This is a genomic window from Pseudooceanicola onchidii (genome assembly GCF_004959925.1).
Lineage (GTDB): Bacteria > Pseudomonadota > Alphaproteobacteria > Rhodobacterales > Rhodobacteraceae > Pseudooceanicola > Pseudooceanicola onchidii.
The window spans coordinates 298,324-315,413 of sequence record NZ_SPUW01000001.1 but is presented as its reverse complement, the minus strand read 5'-3'; the positions used below and the strand labels follow the sequence as shown (position 1 = coordinate 315,413).

Below are 17,090 nucleotides of genomic sequence, written 5' to 3'. Positions count from 1 at the left end.
GACCGCGCGGGCCGCAACAGCCGTTTTGCGGCCCGCCCGCGCCGTTCCCCCTTGCCGACCGGCGCGTGACGCCGTTCAGTCGGCATCATGACCGAACCCTCCCGACGCCTAGCCACCTTCATCGCCGCCAGCGGCTTTACCAACTTGGCTGACGGCATCGCCTTGGTGGTCTGGGCCTGGCTGGCCACGCTTCTGACCCGCGATCCGATCTTCGTCGCGCTGATGCCCGTCGCGGTGCGGCTGCCGTGGTTCGTGTTTGCCCTGCCCGCCGGGATCGTGACCGACCGGGTCGACCGGCGGCGGCTGATCCTGGCGATGGACATGCTGCGCGCGGCGGGCTTTGTCGTCGCGGTCGGTGTGCTGCTGGCCACCCTGCCCTTCGCCGATCCGCCGCTTCACGGGATCAGCGCGCCGGGCACCTTCGCGGTCCTGCTGCTTTGCGCACTTATCATTGGCACGGCCGAGGTCTTTCGCGACAATGCCGCCCAGACCATGCTCCCCACGCTGGTACCGCACGACCGGCTCGAGGTCGCGAACGGGCGGCTCTGGAGCGTGGAGCTGATCGGCAATGCCCTGCTGGGCCCCGCGCTTGGCGCCTTCCTGATCGCGGCGGCGGTCTGGCTGCCCTTCGCGGTGAATGCCGCCGCCTATGTCGTGGCCGTCCTGCTGGTGATGCAGATGACCGGCACCTTCCGCCCCGCGCAATCCGCCACCCGCAACTGGCGGCGCGAGCTGGGCGAGGGGCTGAGTTTCCTGCGCGACGCGCCGCTGCTGCGGCTGCTGGCGGTGATCACGGGGGTGTGGAACCTGCTGCACCAGATGGTGGTGATCGCCTTGGTCCTGCACGTGCAGGAAAACTTCGGCCTGGGCGCGCGGGCCTACGGGCTGATCCTGGCGGCGGGGGCCGTGGGGGGCATCCTGGGCGGGCTTCTGGCCGACCGGGTGGTGCGGGCACTTGGGCCAGGGCGGTCGGCGCAGTGGATGACGCTGGCCTCGGCCGTGGCCTTCGCGGGCGTGGCGGTGGCGCCGGGCGGCTGGACGCTGGCGGCGATCCTCGCGGCGTTCGAGTTCACCGGGCTGGTGTGGAACACCGTGTCGGTATCCTATCGCCAGCGGGTGATCCCGGATGCGCTTCTGGGTCGGGTGAACAGCATCTACCGCCTGCTGGCCTGGGGCATGATGCCGGTCGGGCTGCTGTTGTCGGGCGTTCTGGTGTCGCTGGCCGAAGGGATCGTCTCGCGCGGCGTGGCGCTGGTCGTGCCCTTCATCGTCGCGGCGCTGGCGGCGGCGCTTCTGACGCTGGTGGCCTGGGGTCCGCTTGGACGCGGGTTTGCCCGGGCGCGCGGCTAGGACGCCCGGTCGCCATAGGCCGCCTGGTCATAGAGGTGCCAGGTCGCGTGGCCCAGCAGGGGCAGCACGAAGAAGAGGCCCAGAAACAGCGGAATCATCGCCACGAAGGTCAGCACCACGATCAGCACCGCCCAGCCCAGCATCGGCCCGGGGCTGCGCGTGACCGTCTGGAACGAGGCGATCATCGCGGTGACGAAATCGACCTCCCGGTCCAGCAGCAGCGGAAGCGAGATCACGGTGATCATGTAAAGCAGCAGCGCAAAGAGCGCCCCGACCCCGGTGCCGACCGTCAGCATGGCCAGGCCGTTTGGGGTCAGGAAGACCTCGAACGACGAGGACACGTTGGTCATCACCGACAGCCCCATGAAAAGCGCAAAGATCATGTGGCCGATGAAGAACCACACGAGGAACAGGAAGATCACGATGGCGCAGATCGAGGGCAGCTGGCGTTTCGACTGATGCAGGATCACCGGCAGGATGTCCCGTGCGGCCAGTGGTTGCCCCTGCTTCAGCCGACGCGACACATCGTAAAGGCCGACGGCGGCGAAGGGGCCGATCAGCGGAAAGGACACGGCGGCGAAGATCAGCCAATAGCTTTGCCCCGTGGCCCAGGTGATCCAGGCCAGAACCCAGCCGATCGCCACGTAGGCCAGGGCAAAGAACAGCCCCCAGAGCGGCGCGCGTCGCATGTCCGCCGCGCCCCGGGCCAGCGCCCGTGACAGCATGGCGCGGCTTACCGGGCGCAGATCGGGCAGTCCGTGGTGCGGGGTCTCGCTGTGCGACATGGGCTCCTCCTGCCGGTCGTGACGACAGCAGAGCGGGAAAATCACGCCGGATCAAGTACATCCGACATACATCTATCCCCGTAGGTCAGGCCGCCTATCCCCGCAGGGCCGGGCGGCGGGCGGGCCAGTCGGTCGCCTCGTGCCAGGCCTGGGCGATCTGCAGGACCGACAGGTCACGCTTGTAGGGACCGATGATCTGCAGCCCCATGGGCAGGCCTGCGTCGCCAAAGCCCGCCGGAACCGCCGCCGCAGGCAGCCCGATGATCGAGGCCGGAATCACGCATTCCATCCAGCGGTGATAGGTGTCCATCCGGCGACCCGCGATTTCCTTCGGATGCATCCAGTCGATCGGGAAGGGCCAGACCTGCGCGGTCGGCGCGATCAGGGCGTCCACATCGGCGAACAGCTCTCCGGCGCGGCGGAACCAGGCCGACCGGATCGCGCTGGCCTTCTGGATCTGCACCGGCGTCAGTGCACGGCCGCGCTCCAGCTCCCACACGGCGTCTTCGCGCAGGTGCGGGCGATGCGTGGGGTTGTCATAGATCGGCGCGCAGCTGGCCGCGACGGCAAAGCTGCGCAGGTCGATCCAGGCCTGCCACAGGTCCTGCGCCGGGAAGGGCGCGTCGGTCTGCACCACCTCTACCCCTAGGTCGGCAAAGGTCGACAGCGCGGCTTCGCAGGTCTCTTTCACGCCCGCCTCCATCGGCCAGGCCCCGCCCCAGTCGCCCAGCCAGCCGACGCGCTTGCCCGCGACCTCGGCCTGCAGGTTGCCCGCGAACTGCGGCCCGTCGAACGACAGCGGGATGCGCGGATCGGCCCCTGACTGGATATCCAGCAGCGCCGCCATGTCTGCCGGGCTTTTGCCCATGGGCCCCGAGGTCGCCAGCGGATGCAGGTAGAAATCACGGTCCACGTCGCCCGGCACCAGCCCGAAGGACGGGCGGAAGCCGTAGACGTTGTTCCAGCCTGCCGGGTTGCGCAGGCTGCCCATCATGTCCGACCCGTCGCAGACCCATTGCATCCCCGCAGCCAGCGCCACCCCCGCCCCGCCCGAGGATCCACCGGCCGACAGCGCGGTGTCATAGGGGTTGCGCGTCGGCCCGTAGACCGGGTTCACCGTGTGCGACCCCAGCCCGAATTCCGGCGCATTGGTCTTGCCGATAAAGATCGCCCCCGCCGCCCGCATGCGCGCCACGAACAGATCGTCACGCTTGGGCACGAAGTCCTTCAGTACCGGCGATCCCATGGTCGACGGAATGCCCATGGTGTTCGCCAGGTCCTTCACCGCGATCGGCAGGCCATGCAGCCAGCCCTTGCGCGGGGTGGCATCGGCGGCGCGGGCTTCCGCCAGCAGGGTGTCGCGGTCGCGCAGGGCGACGATGGCGTTGACCTGCCCGTTCACCGCCTCGATCCGGTCGAGACAGGCGGTCATCACCTCTTCCGAGGTGACCGCGCCGGTCTCCATCTGGGCAACAAGGGCGGTGGCGTCGAGGTCGATCAGGGTCATCAGGCGGGCCTTTCCAATTTCGGCGCAGCATGACCGCGAACCCCACCCGTCGCCAGCCTTTTCACACCCTGCCCCCCAGTAACCCTGGCCACCCCGGGACTGCAAAGATCGCTTGGGGCAAAGACCGGGGCGCGCTAGGCTGGCCCCCAAGGTATTTCCGTTGAAAGGTTTCTCATGCGTCCCCTGATTGCCGCCCTCGTCCTGGCCACCCTGCCCTTCGCCGCCGCCGCCGCCCCCTGCGGCAATACCGCCAACGGCTTCGCCGCCTGGAAAGCCGCCTTCGCGCAAGAGGCGGCCGCCAAGGGCATCGGCCAGCGCGGCCTTCAGGCCCTGTCGCAGGTGCAATATTCCAAGGGCACCATCGCGGCGGATCGCAACCAGAAGGGCGTGAAGTATTCGCTGCAGGATTTCATGCGGATCCGCGGCGTCGATGCCATCGTCGCGGGCGGGCGCAAGCGCAAGGCGGCGAATGCGACCTTCTATGCCTCGCTTGAACGGATCTACGGGGTACCTGCGGGGATCCTGCTGGCGATCCACGGGATGGAAAGCGGCTTTGGATCCTTCCTGGGCAAGTACAACGTCCTGAGTTCAAACGCGACGGTCGCCTATGACTGTCGGCGGTCCAAGTTCTTTGCGGCCCATATGCTGGCAGCGCTGGAGATGGTGGATCGCGGCTGGCTGGACCCGAACGCGATCGGCGCCGCGCATGGCGAGATCGGGCATACCCAGTTCCTTGCCGGCAACGTCCTGACCTACGGGCGGGATGGCGATGGCGACGGGCGGGTCAACCTTTATGGCCTGTCCGACGCCATGGCCTCGACCGCCAACTACCTGAGCCAGAAGGGCTGGCAACCGGGCCAGCCCTATGGAGAGGGGTCGCGGAATTTCCGCGTGCTGAACGAATGGAACGCGGCAACGGTCTATCAGCAGGCCATCGCCATCGCGGCCCGCCGGATCGACGGCTGACCGCCTAGCGCACGGTAACCGACCAGCGGAAGCGCGCGACGTCCCCGGGGGCGAGCGTGCAGGTGCCGGGGCGTGCGGCGATCTCGGGCCCCGCGCCGTGCCGCGCCGCCATGCCGTGCCAGGGTTCGATGCAAAGGAAGGGCGCGCCGGGCTTCTGCCAGAGCGCGAGGTTGGGCAGGTTGTCGAAGGTGAACGTCAGCTCGGGCCCCTTGTCGGCCCCATAGCTCAGGCCCGTGCCTGCCCCTTCGGGAAAGATCATCGCGTCGGCATCGAACATCGCCGGATCCAGCGTCAGCCTGCCACGCCGGAAGGGCGAGGGATGGCGCTGATCGTCCAGCAGGCCATCGCGCAGACGGGCCAGCGCGGGCTCGCCCCGGTTGGCCAGCGTTACCTCATGCGCCTGCCCCTCGGCCCCCGGCAGGGGCCAGCGGAAGGCCGGGTGAAATCCCAACCCGAAGGGCAAGGGCGCGCGGCCGGTATTGGCCACGGTGGCACTGACACTCAGCGTGGCGCCGCTGACCGAATGGGTCACGGTCAGCGCGAAAGGCTTGGGATAGGCGCGGCGCGTGGCGACCGTATCGGTCAGCGTATGCACCACACGGGTGGCTTCCGCCTTTGCGCGGGCAAAGGTCATGCGCCGGGCAAACCCGTGCTGCGCCATCTCGCCCTCCTGCCCGTCGACGCCCACCCGGTCCCCCGGCGCCTTGCCGACGATCGGGAACAGGATCGGCGACCGCCCCGACCACCAGGCCGGATCCCCGTGCCAAAGGTAGTCTTCGCCATGTGCCACAAGGCTCTGCATCTCCGCCCCCAGATCGGAAACGGTGATGTCCAGCTGATCGCTGGAAATGCGGGTCAGGGTGTCGGGAAGCTGTCCGTCCATATGCTCGTCCTGTCTTTTTTCGACAGTCTGCCATGGATCGCGCCCCCGCCCCATAGCGCGCGGCGTGGCACAGGCGGGGATCCACCGACGCCCTCAAGGGGTCGGCGGCGCCTTGCTTCTTTTTGCCGGAAATATCCCGGGGTGGCGACAAAGCCTGCTTTGTCGCAGGGGCAGCGCCCCTTTTCCCGCCTACTCGGCCGTCGCCTCGGCGCGGCTTTTGCCGGACACGTCCATCGCCAGCGTCGCGGCCATGAATTCGTCCAGCGCGCCGTCCAGAACGCCCTGCGTGTCGCTGGTCTCGTGCTGGGTACGCAGATCCTTCACCATCTGGTAGGGCTGCAGGACATAGGACCGGATCTGGTTGCCCCAGCCGGCCGATCCCTTGTTCTCATGCGCCTCGTTGATCGCCGCGTTCCGCTTGTCGAGTTCCAGCTGATACAGCCGCGATTTCAGGGCCTTCATGGCGATGTCGCGGTTCTGGTGCTGCGATTTCTCGGAACTGGTCACGACGATCCCCGTGGGGTGGTGCGTGATCCGCACGGCCGAGTCGGTGGTGTTCACGTGCTGACCGCCCGCGCCCGAGGACCGGTAGGTGTCGATGCGGATGTCGGCCGGGTTGACCTCGATCTCGATGTTGTCGTCGACGACCGGATAGACCCAGACCGAGGCAAAGCTGGTTTCGCGCGTGCCCTTGCCGAAGGGACTGATCCGGACCAACCGGTGCACGCCGCTTTCGGATTTCAACCAGCCATAGGCATTGGGGCCGGAAATCTTGTAGGCGATCGACTTGATGCCCGCCTCGGCGCCCGCTTCTTCCGATTGCAGTTCAACCTTGTAGCCGCGCTTTTCGGCCCAACGGACATACATCCGTTGCAGCATGTTGGCCCAGTCGCAGGCCTCGGTGCCGCCGGCGCCCGCGTTGATTTCCAAAAAGGTGTCGTTGCTGTCGGCCTCACCGTTCAGCAGCGCCTCAAGCTCCTTTTCGGCGGCCTTGTCTCGCAGGGCCTTCAGGGCGGCCTCGGCGTCGGCGATGACCTCGGCATCGTCCTCCATCTCGCCCAGCTCGATCAGCTCGACGTTGTCGGACAGATCCTGCTTGATGCCGTCGTGCACGGCCATGGCGTCGACCAGCCCCTGCCGGTCGCGCATCAGCGCCTGCGCCTTGGCGGGATCGTCCCAGAGGTTGGGATCCTCGACCCGGGCGTTGAATTCCTCAAGCCGGTGCTGCGCGGTCTCCCAGTCCATCCGCTGGCGCAGAAGCTCCAGCGAGGTTTCGATGTCCGAGACAAGGTTCTGGGTCTCTGCGCGCATGATCGGGTGTCCTAGATATGGAAGCCGCGTGATACCGCGAAGGGGGCGGCGGGGCAAGCGGGGGGCGTGCCGTTGCGGGCCGCCCCCGCCCCGTCAGTAAAGCCCGCCCGAGCTGAGCGTGCCGAAGGTCGCCTTGGGCCCGACCACGGCCTTGCGACCGGTCGAGGTGGTGACCTGCCGCGCGCCGGTGCGGGCCTCTTCGAACAGGGGCAGGTCCGCGCCCATGGCGAAGCCGCCGTCGAAGGTGATGCCGAAGATCGGCTCTTCACCGTCGCGGAAGTATTCGGCCACCACGTTTTCGCCGCTGGCGTCGTCGGGCAGACGGGCGCCGGTGAAGCGGTCGATCTTGATGAAATGGCCACCCGGCGGGACCTTGAACTTGCCGCCGCCGTATTCCTTGACCGCCTCGCTCATGAAGCGCTGGAAGACCGGCCCGCAGAACCCCCCGCCCGAGGCGCCCCGGCCAAGCGGCTTGGGATCGTCGTAGCCGATGTAGCAGCCGGCCACCACGTTCGAGGTGAAGCCGATAAACCACACGTCCTTGGCATCGTTGGTGGTGCCGGTCTTGCCTGCGGTCGGGACCGGCAGGTTGACCGCGTTCGAGGCGGTGCCGCGTTCGACCACGCCCTGCAGCATCGAGGTCAGCTGGTAGGCGGTGATGGCATCCATGACCCGGGCGCGGTCCGACACGATGCGCGGGCTGCGCGAGCGCGGGATGCGGGGATCGGCGCAATCGACGCAGGTGCGCTGGTCATGGCGATAGATCGTCTTGCCATAGCGGTCCTGCACCCGGTCGACGAGCGTCGGTTCGACCCGTTCGCCGCCGTTGGCGAACATCGCGTAGGCCGACACCATCTTGTAAAGCGTCGTCTCCTCGGACCCGAGCGCGTTGGCCAGGAACTGCCCCATGTTGTCGTAGACCCCGAACTTCTCCGCGTAGGAGGCGACGATATCCATGCCGACCTCCTGCGCGAGGCGGATCGTCATCAGGTTCCGCGACCGTTCGATGCCGGTGCGCAGAGGGGTCGGGCCGTAATACTGGTGGCTGGCGTTCTGCGGCCGCCAGACACCCTGCGGCGTGTCGATCTCGATCGGGGCGTCGATGATGATCGTGGCGGGGGTATAGCCACTGTCGAGCGCCGAGGCATAGACGAAGGGCTTGAAGCTGGACCCCGGCTGGCGGCGGGCCTGCGTGGCGCGGTTGAAGACCGAGTTCTGGTAGCTGAACCCGCCCTGCATCGCGATGACGCGGCCGGTGTTCACGTCCATCGCCATGAAGCCGCCCTGCACCTTGGGCACCTGTCGCAGGGTCCAGCGGATAAAGGTTTCGCCCTCGGTCATGCGGCGGACGTGCACGACGTCGCCGACCTTGAAGTTGTCCTGGAAATTGCCGCGCAGCCAGCCGATGTCCTTGCGCGGCACGACGAAGGGCTCGGCCTCGGTTTCCTCGACCCCTTCGATGCCGATGCGCAGCTGCTGGTCCTCGACCGCCAGAACGACCGCCGGATGCCAGGGTGCCTCGAGCGTGACGTCGCGCGCCACGTTGACGTTCGCCAGGGCGGCGCGCCACTCGGCCTCGCTGCCCAGCTTGTCCGCTTCGATCGTCTTGCCGGTGCCGGTCCAGATGCCAAGGCCGCGATCGTATTGTTCCAGCTGCGTCTGCAGCGCATGGGCGGCGACGACCTGCATGTCGGGGTCGATGGTCGCGCGGACCGTGTACCCGCCCGAGAAGAATTCCTCGTCGCCGAAGTCGCGCGACAGCTGGCGGCGGATCTCATCGGTGAAATAGTCGCGCGGCGGGCGTTCGTCGCGATAGCTGTCGAAGTCGCCGTTCTGCACCGACCGCAGCGGCTGTGCGACTTCCGTCTCGTAGACGGCGGCCGAGATATAGCCGTTCTCCATCATCTCGCGCAGGACGTAGTCGCGGCGTTGCAGCAGGCGGTCCTTGCGGCGAACCGGGTGATAATCCGACGGCGCCTTGGGCATCGAGGCCAGCGTGGCGGCTTCGTGCGGGGCCAGTTCCGACAGCGGCTTGTTGAAATAGGTCTGCGCGGCGGCGGCCACGCCATAGGAGTTCTGGCCCAGGAAGATCTCGTTCAGGTAGAGCTCGAGGATCTTTTCCTTGGACATCGATTCCTCAAGCCGGGCGGCGAGGATGATTTCCTTGATCTTGCGTTCGATCTGGCGGTCGCCGGACAGCAGGAAGTTCTTCATCACCTGCTGCGTGATGGTCGAGGCCCCGCGCACGTTCTTGCCGCGCGACTGCACCGCTTCGACGATGGCGGCGGCGATGCCGCGCGTGTCATAGCCCGCGTGGGTGTAGAAGTTCTTGTCCTCGGCCGAGATGAAGGCGTGCTTCACGAGGTCGGGGATTTCGGCAGCAGGCGCGAAGAGACGCCGTTCCACCGCGAATTCGTCGATGATCCGCCCTTCGGACGAATAGATCCGGCTGATCGTCTTGGGCTGGTAGGAAGCCAGGCTTTCATGGCTTGGCAGATCCTGCCCATAGACCCAGAACACCGCCCCGATGGACAGCGCGATGACGCTCAGCCCAAGGGTCAGGAGGCTGAAAATAGCCCCGAAGAAGGAAAGTATGAATCGGATCATGGTCGCCTCTGTCGATCCCGAACCATATAGGCGGCTGCAGGCGTGGGGTCAAAACACGTTCGTGCAATGGGCGCATTTGGTCGCGCCATCGCCGGTTTGCCCCCTGGACCCTACTGCCTGACCAGGGGCTTCAAGGCCGCGTCGGCCTTGGACCAGGCAAGGATCGCATCGCGGATGGCGCCCGCGATGCGGGTCAGGAATGCGGGGTCCTTCAGGTTCTCGCGGTCGCGGTCCGATGACAGGTAGCCGACCTCGATCAGCACCGACGGTATGTCCGCCGCCTTGAGCACCGAGAAATCCGCCGATCTCAGCGGGTGCGAATTCAGCGGCACCTCCGCCGCGCCGATCGCTTCGGTCAGGGCGCGGGAAAAGGCGGTTGTGCGCGGGCGGGTTTCCTGCCGCGCCAGGTCCAGCAGCACGCCCGCGACCACGTCATCCTTGCCGGTCAGGTCCACGCCCGACAGCAGGTCGTCGCGGTCGTGCCGTTCGGCCAGCTTGGCCGAGGCCTCGTCGCTGGCCTGTTCCGACAGGGTATAGACCGTCGCGCCGCGCGCCCGGCCATTGGGCAGCACGTCGGCATGAAGCGAGATGAACAGATCCGCCCCGGCCTCGTGCGCCAGCGACACGCGGCGTTCCAGGGGCACGAAGCTGTCGTCTTCCCGCGTGAGGATCACGCGGGTGTCGCCTTCGCGGATCAGCGTTTCGGCCAGCGTGCGGGCCAGCGTCAGCATCAGGGTCTTTTCGGTCAGATTGCCGCGCACCGCGCCCGGATCGATGCCGCCGTGGCCCGGGTCGATCACGACCGTCAGCACGCCATCGTCAACCGCCTGTCCGGCGGTCACCGCCGGGTCGGGCAGATCCCAGCCGGGGGTCTTCGGCGCCCCCGCGCCTTCGGCAAAGACACCTGCCGCCACCGGGGCGAAGCGGGCGGTGATCCGGGCGGTGCCCCGGTCAGGATCGACGGTCATGGCCGACGAGGCCAGCGCCATCGGATCCGCCAGCGTCAGCACCAGCCGCGACCAGCCGGGACGATAAGTGCCGAAACGCACGTCCGTCACCAGCGCGGTCTGGCGCAGCCGCTCGGGCGTCAGGCCGGTCCAGTCGACCTCGCGGAAGTCCATGACCACGCGGGCCGGATCGGTCAGGGTGAAGATCCGCCAGGGCACCGGCTGCGTCAGCGACAGGCTCAGGTCCAGCCGACCGCGATCCTCGGTCAGCGCACTGTCCCCGGCCGCGATCCGCGCCACGCCGAACAGGCCCTGCGCCTGCACCGGAGACACAAGACCCGCGACCACAAGACAGGCCGCGATCAATAGCTTCGAGGCTCTGCTCATCTCTGCCCCTATTTTGGTTGGCCCAAGTCTAGGGCACCGCAGCGGGTTTGAAAATGCCCCGCGCCGCACCCGGACGCAGGCCCCTACCCCGTCAGCCCGGCCTCGTAGAGGATCGGGGTGCCGTGTGGCGTGGCCAGCGCGGCGCGGCGCCAGACCTCGGCCATCTCGCCGATCAGGGCCGCCTCGGCCAGGCCCTTGTCGCCCAGGATCGCCTGAAGCGCGTCGAGCCAGGCAAGGTAGTAGACCTCGGCGTGGTCGGCGGTGGTGGCGGCGTCGGGCAAGGGTGCGGTGCCGCCCACGCGGGGGGCGAAGGTGTCGACCCATTCCGTCCAGGTGAACCGCCCCTGGTCATGCAGGTGGACGGTCAGGGCAAAGGCCTTGGCCTGCCAGGGGGCGAAGAAATGCGGGGCGTCGCCGTCCAGCCCGGGGATGGCGGGGTTATTCGGCATCGAGGTAAGGCTCCCACAGGTCGACGCAGACGGTGTCGCCTTCGGCCGCGCGATCCCCGAACAGATCACGCGCCTGGAAGGTCACGGCATAAAGCCAATGCGCGATGCTCTTGTCGCCCTCGGCGCTGGTGTCGGGAAAGACGTGGTAGCCGTGGATCGTCGTGACCTCGCCCACCTTGCCGCGGCAGTAGGATGGCAGGCGGATATGGCCGCGCGGCTGCAGGTTGCGGGTGCGCACGCGGGTGCCAAGCGGATAGGCCGGGGCCTGCCCCTTGGGGTCGCGGTCATAGGGAAAGCCCGCCGCCAGCACATCCGCCACGCGATCGCCCGCCAGCGGCGTGATACCCGCGCGCAGGGGCTGCTGCATCTGCCCGGTCGCGATCTCGTCCCGCGTGGCAAGCCCGCGTTCGACCAGCATGTTTTCCAGCGCCCGCATCCAGATCTGGTAATAGCTGAAGCTGTAATAGTCGGCGGGCGGACAGTCTTCGCGGGCGTGGCGGCTCTGGTCGATGGTCCATTGCCCGGCGGCGCCTGCGGCCACGTTCAGCGCCAGCGCCCGGCGTTCCCAGGGGGCGTGAAAGACCGGCTCGTCCACCTCGGCCTCGACCGGGCCAAAGCCCATCCGCCCGCCCGCGTCCTGCGGCCCGTTCATGGCCGCGCCCCCGCAAGGCCCGTGCCGATCATGGAATCGCGGGTGACAAGGGTTTCCAGCTGTTCGGCCGTCCAGCCCTCGGTCCCCTCGGGGCGCATCGGAATGACAAGGTAGCGCAGTTCGGACGTGCTGTCCCAGACACGGATCTTCGTGCCCTCGGGCAGGGTCACGCCGAATTCGGCCAGCACGGCGCGGGGTTCGCTGATCGCGCGCGACCGGTAGGGCATCGACTTGTACCAGACCGGCGGCAGGCCCAGCACCGGCCACGGATAGCATGAACACAGGGTGCAGACGACCATGTTGTGCTGATCGGGGGTGTTGAACAGCGCCATCATGTGTTCGCCGCCGCGACCGCTGAAGCCAAGCGTGGCGATCGCGGTGGTGGCGTCGTCCTTCAGTGCGGCGGCAAAGTCGGGGTCGGTCCAGGCACGGGCGACAACCTTGGCGCCGTTGCGGGGGCCGATCTTTTCCTCGTAGGTCTCGACGATGGCATCCAGCGCGGCGGGATCCACCAACCCCTTGTCGACAAGCAGTTTCTCCATCGCCATGACACGGGCGGTCATGTCGTCAAGGTCGCTGTGGTCGTGGGTGTGATCGTGGTCTGCGTGGTCGTGGGGCATCGTGGTCTCCGTCGTCGGGCACAGGGAACCACGCGGCGCAGGCCGTGGCAAGCCGCGCCGACGAACCGCCTTCCCCCGCCCCGCATTCCGCCCCATACTGTCGACCATTGACGGGCGGCAATTGACGGGGCCTGACCAGGCCGGGAGAGGTTTGATGAACGAATTGCAGATGGTACTGGACGAGATCGGCGGTGCCTCGGGCGCATGGATGTGGCTGCTGGCGATCCTGCTGATCCTCGTCATCTGGCTGGGCGTGCGGATCGTGCCGCAATCGGAACAGCATGTGGTCGAACGCTTCGGGCGGCTGCGGTCGGTGCTGGGGCCGGGCATCAACTTCATCGTGCCGTTCCTCGACCGGGTGGCGCACAAGGTGTCGATCCTGGAACGCCAGCTGCCCACGGCCAGCCAGGATGCCATCACCGCCGACAACGTGCTGGTCGAGGTCGAGACGTCCGTCTTCTACCGCATCCTCGAGCCGGAAAAGACCGTCTACCGGATCCGCGACGTGGACGCCGCCATCGCCACCACGGTCGCCGGGATCGTCCGCGCCGAGATCGGCAAGATGGAGCTGGACGAGGTGCAATCTAACCGCGCCGCGCTGATCGCCACGATCAAGGGCAGCGTCGAAGATGCCGTGGACAACTGGGGGATCGAGGTGACGCGGGCCGAGATTTTGGACGTGAACCTCGACCAGGCGACGCGCGACGCGATGCTGCAGCAGCTGAACGCCGAACGCGCCCGCCGTGCCCATGTGACCGAGGCCGAGGGCAAGAAGCGCGCGGTTGAACTGAAGGCCGACGCCGACCTCTATGCTGCGCAGAAGACCGCCGAGGCGCGCAAGGTCCAGGCCGAGGCCGAGGCCTATGCGACCTCGGTCGTGGCCAAGGCGATTGCCGACAACGGGCTTGAGGCCGCGCAATACCAGGTGGCGCTGAAGCAGGTCGAAACCCTGGCCGCCCTGGGCGAAGGCACGGGCCGGCAGACCATCATCGTGCCCGCCGCCGCGATCGAGGCCTTCGGGGATGCCTTCAAGCTGCTGAAGGGGCGCGGCTGATGTGGGCCGAATGGTGGGTCTGGATCGTCGCCGCCCTGCTGCTGGGCATCGTGGAACTGCTGGCGCCGGCCTTCATCGTGCTGGGCTTTGCGATCGGGGCACTGATCATCGGACTTCTGCTGCTGGTCGGCGGACCGGTGGCGGCGATGATCGCGGGGTCTCTGCCGCTTCTGCTGGTGATGTTCGCCGCGCTGTCGCTGGCCGCCTGGATCCTGCTGCGGCGCCTGGTCGGCGTGCGCCACGGCCAGAGCCGCGTGATCGACCGCGACATCAATTCGGACTGAGGGCGGGGGCCCGGACACCCCGGGCAGGCTGGCGATCCCTTGAGGACTCGAACCCCAAACCTGCTGATTAGAAGTCAGCTGCTCTATCCAGTTGAGCTAAGGGACCGCTTGATCGGGGTTCTGCTGCATTGATGCGGGTTTGGCAAGAAGCTGGATGCCCCGTGTCCCGTCGGCCTCATGTCCCGCCGGCCCTGATGCCCCGGGCGTGCGGGATCAGTGCGTCCAGACCTGGCGGCGGTTGGTCGCAAAGTTGTCGCCATAGCCACCGGGGCGGACGTTTGCCTTGCGCGTCTGCGGTTCGATCACCACTGCGTCGATGCCGTTGTCCTTGGCATAGTCCAGCGCCGCTTCCTTCGTCGGGAACCGCAGCCGCACCTGCGCCTGCGTGTCCTCGTTCGAGGTCCAGCCCATCAGCGGATCGATATCCCGCGCCGTGTCCGAGACATAGTCCAGCACCCAGTCCTTCGTCTTGGCCGTGCCGGACTGCATGGCGTTGCGGGCGGGGCGATAGATACGTGCGGTCATGGAAACCTCCGGTGCGAACGGGCCGGTTATGCGGGATCGCGCCGTGTCAGGCAAGGGGTTTCAGGGTCGCGCCAAGGGCGATGCCGCGGACCTTCCGGGCTGTGAATTGCAGGAGCGAAGGGTGGGTAAGGAGCAATCCAGACCCCGTCACGACCCGCGGCATCTGCAGTCAGGCTTCCACGCGTCCCCTGCCCCTGCAAGTCACGAGTTTTGACTGATCGGTCAAGGGATTGCGCCTTGGGCCAAGTGTCACGGGCCTTTCGGGCCACGCCTTGGATTCAGGTAAAGGCGGCTTTTCGGTCCTGCGGCGGGCGGTCTCATGACACGCGCTGTCAGGAGGTGGGGTTGAACCGGAACAAAATGAGATCAAATCTTGGGCAACCGGAGAATCGCCCATGACAACCACCGCCATGCCCGAAACCATGGACCAGGTCCGCGCCCGCCCCAAGCTGGAAGGCGGCAAGCGACTGGTCATGCAGACCTCGTTCGATCCCGCGGGCGACCAGCCCAAGGCCATCCAAGAACTGTCGGGCGGCGTGCTGGACGGCGAACGCGACCAGGTGCTTCTGGGGGCCACGGGGACGGGCAAGACCTTTACCATGGCCAAGATCATCGAGGAAACGCAGCGCCCGGCGATCATCCTTGCCCCGAACAAGACGCTGGCGGCGCAATTGTACGGCGAATTCAAGGGCTTCTTTCCCGACAATGCGGTCGAATATTTCGTCAGCTACTACGACTACTACCAGCCCGAGGCCTATGTTCCGCGCTCGGACACCTATATCGAGAAGGAATCCCAGATCAACGAACAGATCGACCGGATGCGCCATTCGGCCACCCGGGCGCTTCTGGAACGCGACGACGTGATCATCGTCGCCTCGGTCTCGTGCATCTATGGTATCGGGTCGGTCGAAACCTACGGGGCCATGACGCAGGATCTGAAGGCCGGGTCGATGTATGACCAGCGGCAGGTGATCGCGGATCTGGTGGCGCAGCAGTACCGGCGCAACGACCAGGCGTTTCAGCGCGGGTCGTTCCGGGTGCGTGGCGACAGCCTTGAAATCTGGCCCGCCCACTTGGAAGACCGCGCCTGGCGGCTGTCGTTCTTCGGTGAAGAGCTTGAAGGCATTCAGGAATTCGACCCGCTGACCGGATCGAAGACCGGCAGCTTCGACCAGATCCGGGTCTATGCGAATTCGCACTACGTCACGCCCAAACCAACGATGCAGCAGGCCGTGGTCAGCATCAAGAAAGAGCTCAAGCAGCGGCTCGACCAGCTGGTCGGCGAAGGCAAGCTGCTGGAAGCGCAGCGGCTGGAACAGCGCACCAACTTCGACATCGAGATGCTGGAAGCCACGGGCGTCTGCAACGGGATCGAGAACTATTCGCGCTATCTGACGGGCCGCGCGCCGGGCGAACCGCCGCCCACGCTTTTCGAATTCATCCCCGACAATGCCATTGTCTTTGCCGATGAATCCCACGTGTCGATCCCGCAGATCGGCGGCATGTACCGGGGCGACTACCGACGCAAGTTCACCCTGGCCGAACACGGGTTCCGCCTGCCGTCGTGCATGGACAACCGCCCCCTCAAGTTCGAGGAATGGGATGCCATGCGGCCGCAGTCGATCTATGTCTCGGCCACCCCGGGGTCGTGGGAGCTGGACCAGACCGGCGGCGTCTTCACCGAACAGGTGATCCGCCCGACCGGCCTGCTGGACCCACAGGTCGAAATCCGGCCCGTGTCGATGCAGGTCGACGATCTGCTGGACGAGATCCGCAAGGTTTCGGCCCAGGGTTACCGCACGCTGGTCACCACGCTGACCAAACGCATGGCCGAGGATCTGACCGAATACCTGCACGAACAGGGCATCAAGGTCCGCTACATGCATTCCGATATCGACACGATCGAACGGATCGAGATCCTGCGCGACCTGCGCCTCGGCGCCTTCGACGTGCTGATCGGCATCAACCTGCTGCGCGAAGGGCTCGACATCCCCGAATGCGGCTTGGTGGCCATCCTGGACGCGGACAAGGAAGGCTTCCTGCGGTCCGAGACCTCGCTGATCCAGACCATCGGCCGCGCCGCGCGGAACGCTGACGGCCGCGTCATCATGTACGCCGACCGCATCACCGGGTCGATGGAGCGCGCGCTGAACGAAACCGAACGCCGCCGCGAAAAGCAGATCGCCTACAACGAGGAACACGGGATCACTCCCGCCACGGTCAAGAAGAACGTCGAGGACATCCTGGCCGGCCTCTACCAGGGCGACGTCGACATGAACCGCGTCACCGCCCAGGTCGAAAAGCCGATGGCCGGGGGCAACCTACAGGCCCACCTCGACGCGCTGCGCGACCAGATGCGCAAGGCCGCCGAGAACCTGGAATTCGAAGAAGCCGCCCGCCTGCGCGACGAGGTCAAACGGCTGGAGGCGGTCGACCTCGCGGTCTCCGACGACCCGATGGCGCGGCAATACGCGGTGGAAAAGGCGGCCGAGGCGGCGGTGTCGTCCCGTGGGCGGTCAACGGCGGGTCGGCCGGGCCAGCGTGGGGGGAATGTGCAGAGGCGGAAGAAGGGGCGGTGACTCTTGGCTCAATTGAAACATTATCAACGTGATCAAATTACGAAATGGTTTTGCCCCGAGCCCGGCTACGTCTTAGACTTTACAAATCGAACATTCTCCGAGTTTTTTCAGGACCACTTCGAAATTAACATTTATGCCGATGCTTTTAGCGAGAAAGGGACTTCTAAATTCAACAGGTTGCTGG

General features: G+C 66.6%; 15 protein-coding genes and 1 tRNA gene. 5 read left to right on the top strand and 11 right to left on the bottom strand.

The window, feature by feature from the left end:
• The first annotated feature begins 87 nt into the window (after window positions 1-87).
• Window positions 88-1,350: an MFS transporter gene (locus E4S58_RS01535; RefSeq protein WP_136634561.1), complete on the top strand. Its 1,263-nt coding sequence runs from the start codon at window positions 88-90 to the stop codon at window positions 1,348-1,350.
• Here E4S58_RS01535 and E4S58_RS01530 read toward each other — a convergent pair.
• The gene (locus tag E4S58_RS01530) at window positions 1,347-2,135 is read right to left on the bottom strand and encodes a DUF2189 domain-containing protein (protein ID WP_136634560.1); all 789 of its coding nucleotides are present in this window, start codon (window positions 2,133-2,135) and stop codon (window positions 1,347-1,349) included. The genes E4S58_RS01535 and E4S58_RS01530 overlap by 4 nt on opposite strands.
• Window positions 2,136-2,229: 94 nt before the next feature.
• Window positions 2,230-3,642, bottom strand: a complete 1,413-nt coding sequence (locus E4S58_RS01525; RefSeq protein WP_136634559.1) for an amidase — start codon at window positions 3,640-3,642, stop codon at window positions 2,230-2,232.
• 174 nt (window positions 3,643-3,816) lie between these two features.
• On the opposite strand from E4S58_RS01525, the gene E4S58_RS01520 reads away from it, so the two are divergent.
• Entirely contained in the window at window positions 3,817-4,608 is a 792-nt protein-coding gene (locus tag E4S58_RS01520; RefSeq protein WP_136634558.1) for a lytic murein transglycosylase, read from the top strand.
• 4 nt (window positions 4,609-4,612) lie between these two features.
• Here E4S58_RS01520 and E4S58_RS01515 read toward each other — a convergent pair whose 3' ends face one another.
• From E4S58_RS01515 to nthA, 7 genes are all read right to left on the bottom strand, one after another.
• Window positions 4,613-5,491, bottom strand: coding sequence for an aldose 1-epimerase family protein (locus tag E4S58_RS01515; protein ID WP_136634557.1), 879 nt, complete (start codon window positions 5,489-5,491; stop codon window positions 4,613-4,615).
• 189 nt (window positions 5,492-5,680) lie between these two features.
• Complete coding sequence (gene prfB / locus E4S58_RS01510; RefSeq protein ID WP_136634556.1) at window positions 5,681-6,802, bottom strand: peptide chain release factor 2; 1,122 nt, start codon at window positions 6,800-6,802, stop codon at window positions 5,681-5,683.
• A gap of 93 nt (window positions 6,803-6,895) precedes the next feature.
• Entirely contained in the window at window positions 6,896-9,409 is a 2,514-nt protein-coding gene (locus E4S58_RS01505) for a penicillin-binding protein 1A (protein WP_136634555.1), read from the bottom strand.
• Between the two features lie 110 nt (window positions 9,410-9,519).
• Window positions 9,520-10,743: an N-acetylmuramoyl-L-alanine amidase gene (locus tag E4S58_RS01500; RefSeq protein ID WP_136634554.1), complete on the bottom strand. Its 1,224-nt coding sequence runs from the start codon at window positions 10,741-10,743 to the stop codon at window positions 9,520-9,522.
• Between the two features lie 83 nt (window positions 10,744-10,826).
• Window positions 10,827-11,192, bottom strand: coding sequence for a nitrile hydratase accessory protein (locus tag E4S58_RS01495; RefSeq protein WP_136634553.1), 366 nt, complete (start codon window positions 11,190-11,192; stop codon window positions 10,827-10,829).
• A complete protein-coding gene (gene nthB / locus E4S58_RS01490) occupies window positions 11,182-11,844 on the bottom strand; it encodes a nitrile hydratase subunit beta (RefSeq protein ID WP_136634552.1) in 663 nt (220 codons plus the stop codon). The genes E4S58_RS01495 and nthB overlap by 11 nt, the downstream gene beginning before the upstream one ends.
• Window positions 11,841-12,464 carry a nitrile hydratase subunit alpha gene (nthA, locus tag E4S58_RS01485; protein WP_136634551.1) on the bottom strand — a complete coding sequence of 208 codons (624 nt, stop codon included), beginning with the start codon at window positions 12,462-12,464 and terminating at the stop codon, window positions 11,841-11,843. Before nthA ends, nthB begins: the two co-directional genes overlap by 4 nt.
• Window positions 12,465-12,672: 208 nt before the next feature.
• On the opposite strand from nthA, the gene E4S58_RS01480 reads away from it, so the two are divergent.
• Window positions 12,673-13,518: an SPFH domain-containing protein gene (locus tag E4S58_RS01480; RefSeq protein ID WP_420821270.1), complete on the top strand. Its 846-nt coding sequence runs from the start codon at window positions 12,673-12,675 to the stop codon at window positions 13,516-13,518.
• Window positions 13,518-13,802 (top strand): NfeD family protein, encoded by a 285-nt coding sequence (locus E4S58_RS01475; protein ID WP_136634549.1) that lies wholly within the window; start codon window positions 13,518-13,520, stop codon window positions 13,800-13,802. Before E4S58_RS01480 ends, E4S58_RS01475 begins: the two co-directional genes overlap by 1 nt.
• Window positions 13,803-13,831: 29 nt before the next feature.
• Here E4S58_RS01475 and E4S58_RS01470 read toward each other — a convergent pair.
• A tRNA-Arg gene (locus E4S58_RS01470) sits at window positions 13,832-13,908 on the bottom strand.
• Between the two features lie 107 nt (window positions 13,909-14,015).
• Window positions 14,016-14,327 (bottom strand): ETC complex I subunit, encoded by a 312-nt coding sequence (locus E4S58_RS01465; protein ID WP_136634548.1) that lies wholly within the window; start codon window positions 14,325-14,327, stop codon window positions 14,016-14,018.
• A 395-nt stretch (window positions 14,328-14,722) separates the two neighbouring features.
• Between E4S58_RS01465 and uvrB the strand changes: the two genes are divergently transcribed.
• Window positions 14,723-16,906 carry an excinuclease ABC subunit UvrB gene (uvrB, locus tag E4S58_RS01460; protein ID WP_136634547.1) on the top strand — a complete coding sequence of 728 codons (2,184 nt, stop codon included), beginning with the start codon at window positions 14,723-14,725 and terminating at the stop codon, window positions 16,904-16,906.
• The last annotated feature ends 184 nt before the right edge of the window (window positions 16,907-17,090 follow it).

What these genes read in the sequence shown, in the direction of transcription:
- E4S58_RS01495 (WP_136634553.1), bottom strand. Translation starts at nt 11,192, where the DNA reads ATGCCGAATAACCCCGCCATCCCCGGGCTGGACGGCGACGCCCCGCAT.
- E4S58_RS01525 (WP_136634559.1), bottom strand. Translation starts at nt 3,642, where the DNA reads ATGACCCTGATCGACCTCGACGCCACCGCCCTTGTTGCCCAGATGGAG.
- E4S58_RS01475 (WP_136634549.1), top strand. Translation starts at nt 13,518, where the DNA reads ATGTGGGCCGAATGGTGGGTCTGGATCGTCGCCGCCCTGCTGCTGGGC.
- prfB (WP_136634556.1), bottom strand. Translation starts at nt 6,802, where the DNA reads ATGCGCGCAGAGACCCAGAACCTTGTCTCGGACATCGAAACCTCGCTG.
- E4S58_RS01500 (WP_136634554.1), bottom strand. Translation starts at nt 10,743, where the DNA reads ATGAGCAGAGCCTCGAAGCTATTGATCGCGGCCTGTCTTGTGGTCGCG.
- E4S58_RS01465 (WP_136634548.1), bottom strand. Translation starts at nt 14,327, where the DNA reads ATGACCGCACGTATCTATCGCCCCGCCCGCAACGCCATGCAGTCCGGC.
- nthB (WP_136634552.1), bottom strand. Translation starts at nt 11,844, where the DNA reads ATGAACGGGCCGCAGGACGCGGGCGGGCGGATGGGCTTTGGCCCGGTC.
- E4S58_RS01530 (WP_136634560.1), bottom strand. Translation starts at nt 2,135, where the DNA reads ATGTCGCACAGCGAGACCCCGCACCACGGACTGCCCGATCTGCGCCCG.
- uvrB (WP_136634547.1), top strand. Translation starts at nt 14,723, where the DNA reads ATGACAACCACCGCCATGCCCGAAACCATGGACCAGGTCCGCGCCCGC.
- nthA (WP_136634551.1), bottom strand. Translation starts at nt 12,464, where the DNA reads ATGCCCCACGACCACGCAGACCACGATCACACCCACGACCACAGCGAC.
- E4S58_RS01505 (WP_136634555.1), bottom strand. Translation starts at nt 9,409, where the DNA reads ATGATCCGATTCATACTTTCCTTCTTCGGGGCTATTTTCAGCCTCCTG.
- E4S58_RS01520 (WP_136634558.1), top strand. Translation starts at nt 3,817, where the DNA reads ATGCGTCCCCTGATTGCCGCCCTCGTCCTGGCCACCCTGCCCTTCGCC.
- E4S58_RS01535 (WP_136634561.1), top strand. Translation starts at nt 88, where the DNA reads ATGACCGAACCCTCCCGACGCCTAGCCACCTTCATCGCCGCCAGCGGC.
- E4S58_RS01480 (WP_420821270.1), top strand. Translation starts at nt 12,673, where the DNA reads ATGTGGCTGCTGGCGATCCTGCTGATCCTCGTCATCTGGCTGGGCGTG.
- E4S58_RS01515 (WP_136634557.1), bottom strand. Translation starts at nt 5,491, where the DNA reads ATGGACGGACAGCTTCCCGACACCCTGACCCGCATTTCCAGCGATCAG.